Source organism: Helicobacter macacae MIT 99-5501, from assembly GCF_000507845.1.
Classification (GTDB): domain Bacteria; phylum Campylobacterota; class Campylobacteria; order Campylobacterales; family Helicobacteraceae; genus Helicobacter_B; species Helicobacter_B macacae.
This window is the reverse complement of the sequence record NZ_KI669454.1, coordinates 679644-695581: the sequence shown is the minus strand read 5'-3', so window position 1 is coordinate 695581 and position 15938 is coordinate 679644. Positions and strand designations below refer to the sequence as shown.

Sequence of the window (15938 nt, the reverse complement as noted above, 5' to 3'; positions counted from 1 at the left end):
CCTCTTGCAAGGCAAAAATAAAAAACAAAAAAGTTAAAAAAAAGTTAAAAAAAGTTAGAATTTAGTGTATTTCATACTATAATAAACGCCAATCTAAAAACCTAAACAATCACACATAAACACAAATAAAACGGCTACAAAGCCAAAAATTATAGGAGAATCCAAATGGAAAAGCATTTTGATGTAGCAATCATCGGTGGTGGCGTATCTGGAAACGCTCTATTTTGGACGCTAAGTGAATATGCCAAAATAGGCTCGATTGCCATAGTGGAGAAATGTGGCAGGCTAGCTCAAGTAAGCTCCAATGTCAAAGCAAACTCTCAAACCATACACGATGGCTCAATAGAAACCAACTATACCGCAGAAAAGGCAAAAAAAGTCCGCCTATCTGCCAAAAAAGTCGAAACCTACGCCCTAAAGCACAACCTCCAAAACAAAATCATTTTCCAAATGCAAAAAATGGCAATCGGCGTGGGGGATAGAGAATGTGAGTTTATGAGAAAGCGACATAGCGAATTTTTGGAAGTATTTCCAGATATGGAGTGGTTTGAAAAAGACAAAATCAAAGAGCTAGAGCCACATATCATACTTGGACAAGACGGTAGAAGCGATAGACCTGAAAATATCGTAGGAAGCGGATATAGGCAAGCGTGGTGCGGAATGAATTTTGAGCTACTAAGCGAGGATTTTGCAGCTCGTGCGCTAGAAAATAACCCAAAAAACGAAGTTTTGCTAAACTTTTGGGTAAAGGAAATCCGCGCAAAAGATGAAGGCTACTACCTCATCTCTAGAGGTGGAGATGCCATAAGCGCGAAGTTTGTGCTCGTAAATGCAGGCTCATACTCACTTATCCTAGCGCAATCTATGGGCTATGGTATGAATCTAGGCTGCTTGCCTATGGCAGGTAGCTTTTATTTCGCACCTACTTTGCTAAAGGGTAAAGTCTATATGGTGCAAAATCCAAAACTTCCCTTTGCTGCACTACACGGCGACCCAGATATAAACGCAAACGGACGCACGCGCATAGGACCTACTGCTATTGCTATGCCAAAGCTAGAGCGCAAGAAGCATTGGTATAATGGCATAAGCCTAAGCGAACTTCGGCAAGTGGATTTCCACAGAGAAGTATTTGGCGTGCTTTTTGACTTGATAATGGATAGCGAAATCCGTGCTTATGCGATAAGAAATATGATATTTGAGTTCCCATACTTTGGAAAAAGACTTTTCTTAAAAGACGCTAGGAAACTTATCCCCTCGCTAAAGTTAGAAGACATACAATACGCAGATGGCTACGGGGAAGTGCGCCCGCAAGTCATCGACAGAACAGCAAAAAAACTAGAACTAGGCGAGAAAAAAATCATTACCAACAAAGGCATAACTTTCAATATGACACCCTCGCCCGGTGCGACAAGCTGCCTACAAAACGCCCTTGTAGATGCCCAAGAAATTACCTCCTACTTGGGTGTTAGCTTTGATAAAGAGAGATTTTTAGCAGATTTATCACCAGAGGAGCTAAAGTCATAGACTTTAGCGATATTGTTTGTAGTGGCTTTGCTATCAAAGCCACTAGATAGCACTTTTTATATTTTCACTTGTTTTATCTTTGTGCTTGTATATCCACACTTCGCAAGCACATTATATCTTCGCGCCTTAGGCACTATTATGGCATACTCTTATGCCTAAGGCTTTTTAGACACTCATTTTTTAGACACACTTAAGAACAAATCCAAAAACATAAACCAAAATATTATACCAAGCGTTTTTGGATTTTATAAAATCCACACATTTTATTATCCCACCACATTCACACTCCACCACATTCAAAGATTTTTTCTATCATTACAAGGGATTATATGTGAGATTCTACGAGGGTGATTTTTTGCACTTTTTTTGTTCATTTTTGAAATATTTGATACTATTTTACACATTGCTATATTTTTTATGCAAGAAGTTAATGCGATATTGACACAAAACGCTATAAAATAAAGAGGCTTTTTATTTCATACTTCAAAAGGAGATTCTATGGAGTGGATTCAACACTACGACCCTCTAAACAACCTTTGGCTTAGTGCGCTTTTCGCGTTTGTGCCTATCGCGTGCTTTTTGCTATGTTTGCTCGCCTTTAAGCTAAAGGGCTATCAAGCAGGCTTTATTACCGTGATTGTGGCGACTTTGGTGGCATTTTTTGCTTATGATATGCCTTTTTCGCTCATAGGTGCGAGTTTCGTTCAGGGCTTTGCACAAGGTATGTGGCCTATTGCGTGGATTATCATCGCAGCGATTTTCCTCTACAAGCTCTCTGTAAAATCAGGTAGCTTTGAAGTCATCAAGCAAAGCGTGATGAGTATCACGCCCGACCACAGAATCCAAGTGATTCTCATCGGCTTTTGTTTTGGTTCGTTTTTGGAGGGCGCGATAGGCTTTGGAGGACCTGTGGCGATTACTGCGGCATTGCTTGTGGGGCTAGGGCTAAAGCCACTTTATGCTGCAGGGCTTTGCCTTATAGCAAACACCGCTCCTGTGGCGTTTGGTGCGGTTGGGATTCCTATCATTGCGATGACAAACCTTGTAGGTGTCGAGCAGCACGCCGTAGCAGCTATGGTAGGGCGGATGCTCGTGCCCCTAAGCCTTACAGTGCCATTTTTCATCGTCTTTTTGATGGACGGCTTTAAGGGTGTGAGAGAGACATTCCCTGCGATTTTTGTCGCAGCAGTGAGCTTCACAGCGACACAATTTTTAAGCTCAAACTATCTTGGCGCAGAGCTCCCTGACATTGCTTCTGCGATTGTCTCGCTTGCTTGCACCACGCTCTTTCTCAAAGTGTGGAAGCCTAGCAATATTTTCCGCTTAGATGATGAGAAAAACTTTTCTGTCGCAAGTCTAGAATTTGGCAAAGTCTTTAGGGCGTGGTTGCCTTTTATTTTGCTTATTATTTGTATCGTGCTTTGGACACAGCCGTGGTTTCAAGGGCTCTTCAAAGTCGGCAATCCCGTGCTTTTCCAAGAAGCAGGCGAATCATTGCCAAAGCCTGATTTTTGGCATAATGTCTTGCCTATCTTTAATGAAGCAAAAGAAATCATCGGCTACAAGCTCGTAGGCGTGCTAAGCTACACCCAAATCACTATAAACTTCAACTCTCTTGGCTGGACACTGCTTGGCACAAATGGCAAGCCTGTGGGCTTAAGCCTGCCTATCAACCTTATCGCGCTTCAAGCAGGCACAGCGATTTTGCTCGCAGCCTTTCTTACCATTTGGTTTCTCAAAATCAAAGCCCAAGACGCAGCAGAGTGCTTTTGGGATACGCTAAAAGAAATGGCGATTCCTTGTATCACCATTGGGCTTGTTGTCTCATTTGCGTTCATTTCCAAAAACTCCGCGATGAGCGAGACACTCGGACGAGCGTTTGCCCAAACAGGCGATGCGTTCAATTTCTTTAGCCCTGTGATTGGGTGGATTGGCGTGTTTATCACAGGAAGTGATACAAGCTCAAACCTACTCTTTGGGACATTACAGCAAGCAAGCGCGAGTGTGCTAGGCGTGGGCGAAGCACTCTTTTTGGCAGCAAACTCTGTGGGTGGCGTTGTCGGTAAAATGATAAGCCCGCAAAGTATCGCTATCGCGTGCGCAGCAGTGGGACTTGTAGGCAAAGAAGCCGAGCTATTTAAATTCACATTTAAATACTCTCTAGGATTTATTATCCTCATTGGCATTTGGACTTTGGTAATCTCACTATTTTTAAATGGAATTATCCCTGAAGTAGTGCCATTGCCTAAGGTATAGAGGGGTTGAAGCGCGATTAAAGGTGGCAAATCGTGCGTAAATCGTGCAAAATCTAAAATCGTGGAGGGGGCAAAACTTAGCAATTTTTAGCTAACTCTAATAGCTTTAGCAAAATTTAACTTTTTTTTAAATCCCCAAATTTGCTTAAAACTTAGTAGCAATTTTGGGGCTATACATTTTGGTGTGATTTTTATCCAAATTGCACTTAATTTGCCGATAATTACTCCTAAGAAATTTCTTAAAATTTTAGCGTTTTTGCAAACTACCTTTATCTATCGTTTTTATATACTTTTTATCAAACTTCAAAACAACCAAATCAAAATAAGGCAAAATCCAACAAGGTGCATTTATGACTTTACTTATCACATATTTTCTTGCCACAGTGTTTATCTCTGCGGCTTGCTCGGCGTTTGAAGCGGCATTATTTAGCGCGACTACACCTTTTGTCGAGGCAAGTGCCAAGCTAACCAAAACAGGCAAAATCCTAAAACACCTAAAAGCAAATATTGATAATTCCGTAGGTGCGGTGCTTGTGGTAAATATGTTTGCCAATACTTTGGGTGCAGCAGCTGTGGGTGTGCAATCTGTGGAAGTGTTTGGCGATGAGTGGGCTGGAGTGGTAGCTATCGTGCTAACGCTTAGCATTTTGTATGTAGCAGAGATTATCCCCAAAACCCTTAGTGCAATGTATTGGAAAAAGCTCATTTTGCCCTGCTGCTATCCACTCATAGTGATGTATTATGTGGTGTTTCCATTTGTGTATATCTCTCGCGGGATTACATTTTTTTTCCGCAAGGGCAATGTAGAGAGAATCAGCAGAGATGAGATTTTAGCCCTTATGGAGCTGGGCGAAAAAAGTGGCTCGCTAGATGAGCTAGAAATGGATATTTTAGAGCATATCATCGGGCAAAAATCTATCCGCGTCAAAGACATAATGACACCCAAAAAACTTATCTTTACCCTAGATGAAAATCTAACCATAAAACAAGCCCTAAAGCAATCCCAAAAGCGCAAATATTCGCGCATACCTCTAAGCGCAGATTCTGCCACAATCACTTCACTTGCCTATCGCAAAGAAATCCTCCAAGCCAATCTCAAGCACAAAGGGCAAGAGCCACTAAAAAGCATTGCCAAACCATTTACCTCTGTCAAAGAAAATATGCAAGTCCTTATGCTTTTGCGACTTTTTATCCTACGCCACGCACATTTGTTTGCTGTGCTAGACAAAAAAGGCAATCTAGTTGGCATAGTTACCCTAGAAGACGCACTAAATGCCGTGCTAGGTGTGGGCAATATCTCAAGACACTAAAAGGAGCATAGATGACATTATTGATTGTGTATTGTTGTGTGGCGATTATCTTTAGCTTCATCTGCTCAATTTTAGAGTCTGTATTTCTTAGCACTAGCCAATCTTTTGTAGAAAGCTATGAAAAAAATCACCCAAAAGTAGGTGGCTACCTGCGCTACCTAAAATCCAATGTCGAAGAAGCTGAAGGCGCGATTTTGGTGCTAAATACCTTTGCGGTAACTGCTTGCTCTACGGGATTTGGCATAGAGATTACACGACTTTATGGCGAGGAGTGGCAGTTCATCGCTTCTACGATATTTGCCATAGCGATGATTTATATCACAGAGATTTTCCCCAAAACTTTAGGCACAACTTATTGGAGGGCTTTTGCCCCTAGCGTAGCGGTGTGCGTGAGATATTTACTAAAAATCACTTTCCCTTTTGTCGTATTGGCAAAGGGAATCACACATTTTCTCACACGCGGAGCAAAAGTCGCCATTAGTCGTGGCGAGATTTTGGCAGCTAGCGAAATAGGCAACAAAGGTGGCTCACTAGGTGCAAAAGAAACAAATATTGTCAAAAATCTACTAACCCTAAAAAACTATCAAGCTGTGGATATTCTAACCCCCCGCAGTGTGGTTTTTAGCCTAAAAAGCGATGAAAAAATCAAAGACGCTATCAAACATAAGCGAATCACGCACCATTCTTTCGTCCCTGTGCTAGGGGAGAGTGTAGATTCTATTGTGGGGGTGGTGGATTCTAAAGAGATTTTAGCCCTTAGCCTGCAAGGCGAAGATGACAAAGAAGTAGGAGAATTTGCAAAGCCAGCAAACATTGTCCCGCATAATATTTCTGTGCTAAAACTTCTGCATTTATTTACCAATAACGATAGCACAAAACAAAACACAAAAGATTCTTACAAAAGCGATGATGAGGCAAATACAAAACTTTTTGTGGTGCTTGATAGATATGAGCAATTTATGGGAATCGTAACATTTGAAGATGTGCTTGAGACGCTGCTAGGCGATGAGATTGTCGATGAGTTTGATGAAGCGCGAGATATGCAAGAGCTTGCCAAAAGACAAAATCTAATCAAAGAAAAGCACAAAAAACACCGCACACAAGAAAAAGATGAAAAATCAAAAAAAGAAGCAAAAAAGATAAAAGAGGCAAAAAGCACACAGAAAAAATGGTGGAATATATGGGGCTAGATTTTGTAAAAATCTAGCCTTTTAATATCATAAAATCTATATTTGCCAATGCTGTGTAATCCGCACTACCTATGCTTATCAGTGTTTATAAGTGTTCGCTATTTTTTACACAAACCCTACTTGATTCTTGTGGGGTTTTTGGAACTGATATAGAGATAAATCGCTTGGATTTCCTCATCTGTTAGATTGTATTTTGGCATTATGCCTTTGTCTTGGTTTAGAGCGGTTTTGAAGTTGAGAAGCTCTAGATTATTTATGCGCGGGACAAGGAGTGTTTTTTGTTTGCCCTTATGGGTGTATGTGGCTAGCAAAGTTTCCTCGCCTATTGCGCCGTGGCATTTAATACAGCCGATTCCGCGAGGATATTCATACAGACTTGCGCCATACTCTTGTGGAGTGATAAAGCTCTCATTTGATTGCGTGCTTGGTTGGTTGCTTATTTGTGAGTTTTGCAAATCAGCTTGTAAGTCAGCTTTTGTGGCAGAATCTAGTTTTTGGGATTTAAAAATATTGCCAAACTTTTTTGTATCTTTTTCATCTTTTTTTTCGCTTTTTTCATTTTTTGAGGTTGTAGGACTTGATTGTGTGTTTTCTTGTGTGCTTGATTTTGTAGCAGAATTTGAGCTAGATTCTTTTTCTCTCTGTGCCATTTCTTTTGTGCTTTCTTTAGTTGCGTCTTTGTCTGTATCTTTTTGGGTTTTAGAATCTTGTGAGATAGAATCTAAAGCGGATTCTAAAGTAGACTCTAAGGTAGATTCTAAAGCTGATTGTGAGATATATTCAGGCACGCTAGATTGTGATTCTGGCTTTGTATTCTCTTTTTGTCCGCTTTGTGTGGGATTTTGTGCGTTTAGCATTTGGGCTAGCCCCACACTCCACGCCACGCACGAGATTTTTGCAAAAGTTTTGCCAAAAGATATGCACTTCATATCAAACCCTTAATATTTTTTCATTATAATAGCACTTTTTATTCAATCCTAACCACGATAAAAACCATAGTCTAAAACACCCAAATATAACTAAAGCACACCAAATCCACCAAATTTGCACCAAGCAATAACACAAAGGCACTTGATGACTATCCTAGATGGCAAATCCCTCTCTCTCTCAATCCAAGACTCCCTCAAATCCCAAGTAGCAAACCTAAATCCAAAACCAAAGCTAGTGGTTATCCTAGTAGGCGAAGACGCCCCAAGCCTAGCCTATGTCAATATGAAAGCAAAAGCCTGTCAAAATGTCGGTATCATAGGCGAAGTCCTGCGCTTTAGCCAAGAATCCTCCCAAGAGCAAATCCTAAAAGAAATCGCTAGGCTAAATGCCGATAAGAGTGTGAATGGAATCCTTGTCCAACTACCATTGCCAAAGCACTTTGACACGCACGAGATTTTACAATCTATTGCACCGCACAAAGATGTCGATGGATTTCACCCTATCAATGTCGGCAGGGTGCAATGCGGACTTGAAAAACAAAATACAAAACAAGATAAAAATAGCGCACCTTATGATAGCGCAGACATTGGATTTTCCCCCGCTACTCCGCTAGGTGTTATGGAGCTACTAAAGGCGTATAATATCGAGCTACAAGGCAAAAATGTCGCTATCATCGGTGCTAGCAATATCGTAGGAAAGCCACTTGCCCAGCTTATGCTAAATGCAGGTGCAACCATTAGCATTTGCCATATTTTCACGCGTGATATTTCGGTATTTACGCGCAATGCAGATATTGTCTGTGTGGGGGTTGGCAAAGTAAATCTAATCACAAAAGAGCATATAAAAGAGGGGGCAATCATCATAGACATAGGCATAAATCGCCTAGATGATGGTAAGCTATGTGGAGATGTAGACTTTGAAAATGTAAGCAAAAAAGCTAGCTTCATCACGCCTGTGCCCGGTGGCGTAGGACCTATGACGATAGCTGCACTTTTGCAAAACACCCTAAAAGCCTACCATATCCAAAATCCCCAAAACCTCTAAAAACCACCACAAAAAAGGAATACAAAAATGAATAGCACACAAGAATCTAGCCAAACAAAAAGTAGCCCAAAAACTTTCGCTACGAAATTTTTAAGTGGAATATATGTCTTTTTTTCTAGCTGGACAGGGACGATTGTGCTTGTGCTATTTGTGATATTTTTTGTCGCGCAAGGCTTTGTGATTCCCTCACGGTCTATGGTTGGCACGCTTTATGAGGGCGATATTTTGTTTGCCAAAAAATACTCCTATGGGATTCCCCTGCCACGACTTCCGTGGATAAATACGCCTATCTTGCCCGACTTTTTTGGCAATGGGCATCTAATCAAAGCAGAGGGACCAAGTCGTGGCGATATAGTCATATTTATCCCCCCGCACCTAGAAAAGCTAGGACTAAAAACCGACCACTATATCAAGCGAGCTTTTGCCAAAGGTGGCGATGAAGTCCTCTTCACTCCGCGCGGAATGTATCTACACCCAAGCGAGGGTAATGACTATGTAAAAGAGCATTATAGTGATTATGAAATGGTGCAAAGAGGGGATAAACTCTTTGTGCTAGAGCCATACTCAAAAAAACATTTAGGCGTGAATTATGATGAGGGAATCTCATCTTTTTACCAAATGGCAAGTATTTATAATGAAGCTAGACAAGATGGACGCTCGCCCTATGACTTTAGCGCACAATATCGCGGAATCTCTATGGAAGCACTCATTGATAACGGACGAGTAGAATATTTCTACAAAAAAATCGCTGATGATGAATACTTTATGGTAGGGGATAATCGCAACAACAGCGAAGACTCTCGATTTTGGGGAAGTGTGCCATACTCAAATATCGTAGGCACGCCGTGGTTTATCTACCTAAGCATAAACCTCGCTCAAAGCATAGAATCAAACGCTTATTTTGAGCCAAAGCAGCGATATTCTCTGCGATGGGAGAGAATGTTTAAGACGATGCAAGGTATAGAGGAGCTAACCACACAAAAAGCCGCGACAAAATCTATCCCAAGCGAAGTAGCAAGCAAGTAGCACAAATAGTGAGGATAGAAAGCAAGTGTGGCTTAATTGTGCCTAGTTATTGCAAGTTTAGCTATTGCAGATTCTTATCATTGCTGGGCTTACTCATTGCAAGAGGGAATAAGTAGCCTTTCACTTCAATCAAAATCTACACAACCAAAAACGCATAGATTAGAAATAGATTAAAAGTGGATTGTGAGGTGGATTCCAAAATTATGCTAAATTTTAAGGTATATTTTATGCAGTATAGATTAAAATTACAGCTTTATTTTTTGCAATTTTTGCAGGATTTGTGGACAGATGGGTGAGTGGCTGAAACCACACCCCTGCTAAGGGTGCAGACCTTAATCGGGTCTCGAGGGTTCAAATCCCTCTCTGTCCGCCATTTTTGGCTTTTGCTAGCGTTTGGCTAGATTCAAATATCGGGGCGTAGCTCAGTCTGGTTAGAGTACTTGGTTTGGGACCAAGGGGTCGAAGGTTCGAATCCTTTCGCCCCGACCATTTGAAGTTTTTTGATTTTGTTGTGTTTGATAGTGGCTTATAAGATTTGCAAACGCAAGTTTATAGGAGAGCTTATTAGATATTAGGTGTGGATATGCGGATTTGCATAGTTTTTGCAGATTTGATAAGCACAAAGTCAAGGGCTATTGCACGCTCTTGTGTGTAAATGGTGGGTGTAGCTCAGTTGGTTAGAGCATCAGTTTGTGGCACTGAGGGTCGTGGGTTCGAGCCCCATCACCCACCCCATTTTCGCTTCTTTTATAGCTTTTTACTTCTTAAACGATTTTTTTTTTTTAGATTTTATTTTTCTTAAAATTTTTACTCTTGTAGAGGATTTTTGTTTTTTTTGTAAGGTTTTTTGCGTTCGTAGCTCAATTGGATAGAGCACCAGACTTCGGATCTGGGGGTTAGGGGTTCGACTCCCTTCGGGCGCACCACTTATGAGTTTTTGCGCCTATAGCTCAGCTGGATAGAGCAACGGCCTTCTAAGCCGTAGGTCAGAGGTTCGAGTCCTCTTGGGCGCACCACTTGCTTTAGCTTCACTTAACTTCTTTGGAAAGAGCAATTTTTAAGCCTTTAGGCAAGACTTTGCCACGCTTTTTTATGTAAAAATATAAAAAACTTCATTCTGCAAAATCCACACAAAACACAATCAATTATCACAAATCCCCACAAAGAATCTCTACCCTACCTTTTTGATTTTATCAAGCACGCCATTTATCAGCCTTGAAGCATTATCATCGCAAAAATTCTTTGCTAGCTCGATAGCCTCATTTATTACCACAGGTGTATCCGTGCTAGTATGCGCTATCTCATAAGCCCCAAGTCGCAGTATGCTTTTTTCCATTTGTCCCAATCGCTCAAAATCCCACTCCTTTAGATTCTGTGCTAGCTCCAAATCAATACTTTCCAAATGCTCCATAACACCCGCAAAAAGCCCAAGCGCAAAATCTTTTTGCTTGTTTTTGATTTTGCGAGATTCTAAAAAACTTGACGCAAAGGCTTGCACTTCTGCATTGCCGCTTTGATACGCATATAATAGCGAGATTACCGCTTCTCTAGCGTGTGTCCTAGTCGCCATTTTGTGCCTTTGTTTTTAGATTTTTATCTTAAATTTACAGTTAGATTTTATGCGGTTATTTTTATGTTTCTAGCTAAATCCGCGCAAAATTCACACTTTTAACTCTGCATAAAGGCTAAGCAATTCTATAAGTGAACTCATCGCTTCAAAGCCCTTGTTGCCAGCTTTTGAGCCTGCACGCTCTATTGCTTGCTCAATATTATCAGTCGTTAGCACCCCAAAGCTCACAGGAGTGCCGTATTTTAGCGTGGTGTTTGCAATTCCCTTAGTCGCCTCCGCACTCACATAGTCAAAGTGTGGCGTCCCACCGCGTATAATCGCTCCAATCGCACAAACCCCATCATATCGCTTAGTAGCCAAAATCCTATCAAGCACAAAAGGTAGCTCAAACGCTCCCGGTGCCAAAATCAAGTCCAAATTCTTAGTATTACCTCCGTGTCGCGCAAAGCTATCTTGCGCCCCCTCGATAAGCCTATCCGTGATTATGTGATTAAAACGCGAGCATATAATTGCGATTTTTTCGCTACCTTTTAGGAGGATTTTGCCTTCAATTTTATTCATTTGATTCTCCTTATATCAAGTTTTGGTATCGGGCTTTTTTAAACCCAAAAATAAATAAGAAATTCTACACTATTTTTTACTTATTTTTGCATTCTTTGTTGTCTTGGTATTATATTGTTTTTGCACACTCCCAAAGATTTTGATTGTTTATTTTGCAAAAAATTATCAAAATTTATGCAGAATTTAAGAAAAAATGTGTAACATTAAAAATTCAAATTAGTAGTGAATTTTATTTTTTGCTATTTAATTTGTTGCTTCAAAAACACAATCTTAAAAATTCATAACGGAGTTAAAAATGCGACAAATCCAAAAAGCACTATTTTTGTTATCTTTTGCGTGCGCTAGCTTTGGCTTCACAGAAACTATTACAGAAAACGGGACAGATGAGATAAACGAAAAAATAAAAGAGGTGGATATAAACACACAAGAAACAAGCCAGCAAACCTCTAATCAACTCCCCACACAAACTCCCAAAGAAAGCAAAGAGCAAGAGCCCGCACAAGACACACCGCAAAATCATACTTCACCCCAAGAATCACAAGAAAAAATGCAATCACAAAGTAAAGACGCAAACGCACAATCCAAAAAAACACAATCCCAACACGAAAATCTAACAAAGACAAAGCACGGCTTTGTCGGGCTAGAAGCTAGCTACACAGGAATCAAATATGACGAAAAAGGCACGCTTGCCACAAGCGCACTAGAGCCATATAGTGGAGGTGGGCTAAGGTTTGGATTACTTGGTGGATATAGACACTTTTTCTTATCAGGCATTGGCATTCGTGGATATGCAAACATCGACTACTTTGAAGCCCCAGCCTCTATTGGCACAATCCAATCTCTCCACTATGGAATAAACGCAGACTTGCTAATGGATTTTAGAGAAATCGGCGTATTTGTAGGAATAGGCGTAGGTGGGGTGCATTATTTTGGTAGCGGTGTAGATAGACTAAAATCCCAAGCTAGCTCAAGCACTCAAGGATTTGGCGTGCGACAAAATGGCGTAGAAACAGGACTGCAGCTAGGCTTACAATCCGCACTTTGCAAATCTGTGGGCTTAGAAATCATTGCGCGTGTCCCTTTTATCTCACACTACTTCATAAACAAAGGCGATGAATCAAATATCATCTCTAGGCAAATCACACAAAGCTACTCAATCGGGGCGAGGATTTTATATCATTTTTAGTGATTTTATTTTGCTTAAGTCATCATAGATTTTTGCTTTTTGTCGTGCAAAGATTGCATAAAAACCGCAAAAAAAATAAAAGCATAATCTTTTGCACTTTTTATGCGTAATAAAATTTAGCTATAATGCGATTTTAGACAATATTTTTAGTCAAATCCACGCAAAAATTATAAAGAGAATCTATGATAAAAAATCCTAAAAAATCCAATCAACCCCACGAGCAACCTCCCAAACAAAGCCCAAACCAAAACTCAAGTCAAAGCTACACACCACCTATTAGCAAAACACAAATCCACCAACTCCTAAAATCCAAAAATAGCAAGTGGGATTTCTCATCTCTATCCTCCTTACCCCATCCATTTTCTCTCAAAGACTGCGAGCAAGCCTCACATTTCCTCGCCCAAGCGATAGCAAATCAAAAGCAGATTTTAGTCGTGGGTGATTATGATGTCGATGGGATTGTATCTAGTGCGATTATGATGAGATTTTTGCACTCTGTGGGGCACAAAAATGCCACCTACATTATCCCAAATCGCTTTAGGGACGGCTATGGTATAAGCCAAAAAATCTTGCAAGAAAATCCTAGCGATATTGTCATTACCGTAGATAATGGAATAAACGCGTTTGAAGCAGCTCAGTTTTGCGCAACTTCGGGTAGAAGCCTAATCATCACTGACCATCATTTGCCAAAAGAGCAGTTACCAAATGCAGATTTTATCATAAACCCACAGCGACACGATTGTGAGTTCCCACAAAAAGAGATTTGCGGTGCGCTTGTGGCGTGGTATCTATGCGCAGGGACAAAAATCGCCCTGCAAAAAATAGATTCAATCCCTGCAAATAGCATAGATTTAGCTCCATTGCTAGAGTTTGTAGCACTCGCCACTATCGCAGATATGATGCCCCTAAAACATATCAACAAAACAATCGTGCTATATGGAATCAAAAAGTTAAAACACCCACACTTCCCCTGCATAAGCAAACTAAAAACACTCTTAAAGACACCATTCCCCACAGCAAGCGACATTGCCTTTAGCATAACGCCCGTGCTAAATTCAGCAGGCAGGATGGGCGAGGGGGCAATAGCAAGCGAATTTTTGCTAGACTCTACAAAGGTAAGCCTAGAAAATCTAAAATCCATAAACGAGGAGCGCAAAAAATGCGCCAATGACACCCTAGAGTCCGCCCTAAAAAACGCACGCCAATACCCAAATGCAATAATCACAAAAGGACAATGGAATGAGGGCGTGCTAGGCATAGTAGCTGCCAAACTTGCAAAAAGATTCCAAAAATGCGCCTTTGTGCTGACAAACCAAGCTAGCAACACCACAAACCAAAAAAACATTTTAAAAGGCTCGGTGCGCGGGATTGTCGGTGTGAATATCATAGATTTGCTAAATGGAGGAAAAGAAATTTTAGGAGAGTTTGGCGGACACAAAAGCGCGGCAGGAGTGCAGCTAGATGAGGAGAAATATGAGGAGTTTTGCAAGTATTTGGCAAGCGTGAATATAGACTATGCAAAAAATGATGAAAATTTGTGCGATGAGTTTTTGCTAAAAATAGATTCTAGAGATATTGATGAGGAGTTGCTACATATATTAGAAGAGTTTGAGCCCTATGGGCAGGGCAATCCAAAGCCTATTTTTGAAGCTACTTTGCGCGTAGAAAGCGTAGATATTATCAAAGAAGTGCATAGAAAAATCATTTTTAGCCCACTAGATTATGTTAGTCCCCTAAATTGCCCGCAAGATTTTAATACCAAGCAGGATTTTATAAAAGATGCTAAGCAAGATTTGGCGCAAATTTCTAGGCAAGATTCCAAGCAGGACACCAATCAAAATCTAGCGCAAAATATTCACCTAAAAGCAATGTATTTTTTCTGTGAGAAAGAACTACAAAAAGGCGATGAAATCACGGCTAGATTCACATTACAAAGAGATTCTTTTAGTGGCAAAGCTGTGATGATTATAAGCGAAATATTATAGATTTTGCACCATTTTTAAGAAATCTATACTCACGAGTAAAACACCTGTCTAGCGTGCAAAATCTAGCACGCTAGATAAACTCAAATAGCACAAAATCTAAGCACGCTAAAAACTAAGCATATAAAACTAACGAGTTTTTGCTTCAAAAAGTCATCTGCTTTTTGGTAAATACATTTTGCTATTTTTGCTTAGCCTATGTGTTAGCCTTATCATTTTTTGATTTACCAAAAAACGCAAAGCCCAACCCCATAATAAAAGCCCCAATAACTGTCAAAACAAAATCTATCCCAAATGAGCTAAATTTCGCAGAAAAAAATCTATCAAAAAATGGGACAAAGGCAAGCAGATTTGGCACAAGCAGGAAAAACAAAAACATATAAACAAAGCGGACAACATAACCTTTCATTGCAAAACTATCCTTTAATCTTTTTTCAAATAATGCCAAGCACCTGCCCCGAGCGCACTCATAACCCCTACGCTAAAAGCCCTTGCAAATGCCGATTGTTGCCACTCTAAGCCCCATTCTGCAAAAAACTCAATGGGGACATAAGGAAAAATATATGGCGGAATCAAAAACCCAACAAACATTAGCAAAAACCAATATATGCAGATTTTACATAATTTCATTTTGAAAGCCTTACTCATTTATAAACTATCGTGCCCTCAAATGTAAGAAAAACATTTCTCTTAGCACTTTTTTAAGAGATTCTACCATCTATTTTATGATTTAAAATATTTTTTGCTAAGCAAGGATTTTATCCCTTGCTTAGCTTGCATAAATACATAAAAACTTTTTTGGTATGTGGATATTTTGCTAATGTCTTTTGCGTCTAAAAAGCAAAAAAGCACACATACTAATCGCCCAAAAAAATGCCACAACAAAAGCTGAAGTTAGCCATTCTATGATTTTCCCTTGTTGTAAGGTAGCATATCCCCAAGCGGGTATATGAGAAATCACATAAGTGATTATCAAATGGCTAAAAAACATACCAAAAAAGTAAAAAAGAAAGACTTTTGATAATCGCTTCATAATATTGCCTGATTGACAAAAATTACACTAACGAATACCAATCTTGCTACCAAGCCCACCAAATACAATGCCTCCAGCTACAACGGAGAGTCCACTGCCTTTGTGAGTGTGGATTTTTTGCACACTAGGTGCAGGGGTAGTAAGTGTGGCTTGCGGAGTTTGCACACTTGACACAGATATACCCACAAAAGAACAAGGCTCTAAGATTGAAATGATTTGCTTCATTTCGCACCTCCTTTTAATGAAGTAATATTTTGCCACCTCTTAAAAGAATTTTCTAAAGAAAAGATTTAATAATCTGTCAATTCTTTATCAATTCTTTTTGGG

Annotated in this window: 14 protein-coding genes and 5 tRNA genes; 13 read left to right on the top strand and 6 right to left on the bottom strand. The window is 40.1% G+C overall.

What is annotated here, in order from left to right; translation table 11 throughout:
• Positions 1 to 165: 165 nt before the first annotated feature.
• The 4 genes from HMPREF2086_RS03070 (at position 166) to HMPREF2086_RS03055 (ending at position 6279) form a co-directional block, all read left to right on the top strand.
• Positions 166 to 1524, top strand: a complete 1359-nt coding sequence (locus HMPREF2086_RS03070; protein ID WP_023927312.1) for an FAD-dependent oxidoreductase — start codon at positions 166 to 168, stop codon at positions 1522 to 1524.
• Positions 1525 to 2022: 498 nt separating this feature from the next.
• Positions 2023 to 3780 carry an L-lactate permease gene (locus tag HMPREF2086_RS03065; protein ID WP_023927311.1) on the top strand — a complete coding sequence of 586 codons (1758 nt, stop codon included), beginning with the start codon at positions 2023 to 2025 and terminating at the stop codon, positions 3778 to 3780.
• Positions 3781 to 4129: 349 nt separating this feature from the next.
• Complete coding sequence (locus HMPREF2086_RS03060) at positions 4130 to 5089, top strand: CNNM domain-containing protein (protein WP_023927310.1); 960 nt, start codon at positions 4130 to 4132, stop codon at positions 5087 to 5089.
• An 11-nt stretch (positions 5090 to 5100) separates the two neighbouring features.
• A complete protein-coding gene (locus HMPREF2086_RS03055) occupies positions 5101 to 6279 on the top strand; it encodes a CNNM domain-containing protein (RefSeq protein WP_023927309.1) in 1179 nt (392 codons plus the stop codon).
• A gap of 116 nt (positions 6280 to 6395) precedes the next feature.
• On the opposite strand, the gene HMPREF2086_RS12500 is transcribed toward HMPREF2086_RS03055, so the two are convergent.
• Positions 6396 to 7208, bottom strand: a complete 813-nt coding sequence (locus tag HMPREF2086_RS12500) for a c-type cytochrome (protein WP_023927308.1) — start codon at positions 7206 to 7208, stop codon at positions 6396 to 6398.
• A 145-nt stretch (positions 7209 to 7353) separates the two neighbouring features.
• Here HMPREF2086_RS12500 and HMPREF2086_RS03045 point away from each other — a divergent pair, with 145 nt between their 5' ends.
• From HMPREF2086_RS03045 to HMPREF2086_RS03015, 7 genes are all read left to right on the top strand, one after another.
• Positions 7354 to 8253: a bifunctional 5,10-methylenetetrahydrofolate dehydrogenase/5,10-methenyltetrahydrofolate cyclohydrolase gene (locus HMPREF2086_RS03045; protein WP_023927307.1), complete on the top strand. Its 900-nt coding sequence runs from the start codon at positions 7354 to 7356 to the stop codon at positions 8251 to 8253.
• Positions 8254 to 8280: 27 nt separating this feature from the next.
• On the top strand, positions 8281 to 9279 hold the full coding sequence (gene lepB / locus HMPREF2086_RS03040) for a signal peptidase I (protein WP_023927306.1): 999 nt from the start codon (positions 8281 to 8283) through the stop codon (positions 9277 to 9279).
• 282 nt (positions 9280 to 9561) lie between these two features.
• A tRNA-Ser gene (locus HMPREF2086_RS03035) sits at positions 9562 to 9652 on the top strand.
• 38 nt (positions 9653 to 9690) lie between these two features.
• Positions 9691 to 9768 (top strand) — tRNA-Pro (locus HMPREF2086_RS03030).
• Positions 9769 to 9937: 169 nt separating this feature from the next.
• Positions 9938 to 10014 (top strand) — tRNA-His (locus tag HMPREF2086_RS03025).
• 114 nt (positions 10015 to 10128) lie between these two features.
• Positions 10129 to 10205, top strand: a tRNA-Arg gene (locus HMPREF2086_RS03020).
• 13 nt (positions 10206 to 10218) lie between these two features.
• Positions 10219 to 10295, top strand: a tRNA-Arg gene (locus HMPREF2086_RS03015).
• 155 nt (positions 10296 to 10450) lie between these two features.
• On the opposite strand, the gene nusB is transcribed toward HMPREF2086_RS03015, so the two are convergent.
• Together nusB and ribH are read right to left on the bottom strand one after the other, a co-directional pair.
• Positions 10451 to 10849 (bottom strand): transcription antitermination factor NusB, encoded by a 399-nt coding sequence (nusB, locus tag HMPREF2086_RS03010; protein ID WP_023927305.1) that lies wholly within the window; start codon positions 10847 to 10849, stop codon positions 10451 to 10453.
• Between the two features lie 90 nt (positions 10850 to 10939).
• The gene (gene ribH, locus HMPREF2086_RS03005) at positions 10940 to 11410 is read right to left on the bottom strand and encodes a 6,7-dimethyl-8-ribityllumazine synthase (RefSeq protein ID WP_023927304.1); all 471 of its coding nucleotides are present in this window, start codon (positions 11408 to 11410) and stop codon (positions 10940 to 10942) included.
• Positions 11411 to 11705: 295 nt separating this feature from the next.
• Here ribH and HMPREF2086_RS03000 point away from each other — a divergent pair, with 295 nt between their 5' ends.
• On the top strand, positions 11706 to 12596 hold the full coding sequence (locus tag HMPREF2086_RS03000) for an outer membrane beta-barrel protein (RefSeq protein WP_023927303.1): 891 nt from the start codon (positions 11706 to 11708) through the stop codon (positions 12594 to 12596).
• A gap of 182 nt (positions 12597 to 12778) precedes the next feature.
• Positions 12779 to 14581 carry a single-stranded-DNA-specific exonuclease RecJ gene (gene recJ / locus HMPREF2086_RS02995; protein ID WP_023927302.1) on the top strand — a complete coding sequence of 601 codons (1803 nt, stop codon included), beginning with the start codon at positions 12779 to 12781 and terminating at the stop codon, positions 14579 to 14581.
• Positions 14582 to 14774: 193 nt separating this feature from the next.
• Here the strand turns inward: recJ and HMPREF2086_RS11425 are convergent, their stop codons facing one another.
• The 3 genes from HMPREF2086_RS11425 to HMPREF2086_RS02980 all read right to left on the bottom strand — a co-directional run bounded on the left by HMPREF2086_RS11425 (position 14775) and on the right by HMPREF2086_RS02980 (position 15836).
• Positions 14775 to 14987 (bottom strand): hypothetical protein, encoded by a 213-nt coding sequence (locus HMPREF2086_RS11425; protein ID WP_023927301.1) that lies wholly within the window; start codon positions 14985 to 14987, stop codon positions 14775 to 14777.
• A gap of 14 nt (positions 14988 to 15001) precedes the next feature.
• Positions 15002 to 15208, bottom strand: coding sequence for a hypothetical protein (locus HMPREF2086_RS02985; protein WP_023927300.1), 207 nt, complete (start codon positions 15206 to 15208; stop codon positions 15002 to 15004).
• 430 nt (positions 15209 to 15638) lie between these two features.
• Positions 15639 to 15836, bottom strand: coding sequence for a hypothetical protein (locus HMPREF2086_RS02980; RefSeq protein WP_023927299.1), 198 nt, complete (start codon positions 15834 to 15836; stop codon positions 15639 to 15641).
• Between the last annotated feature and the right edge of the window lie 102 nt (positions 15837 to 15938).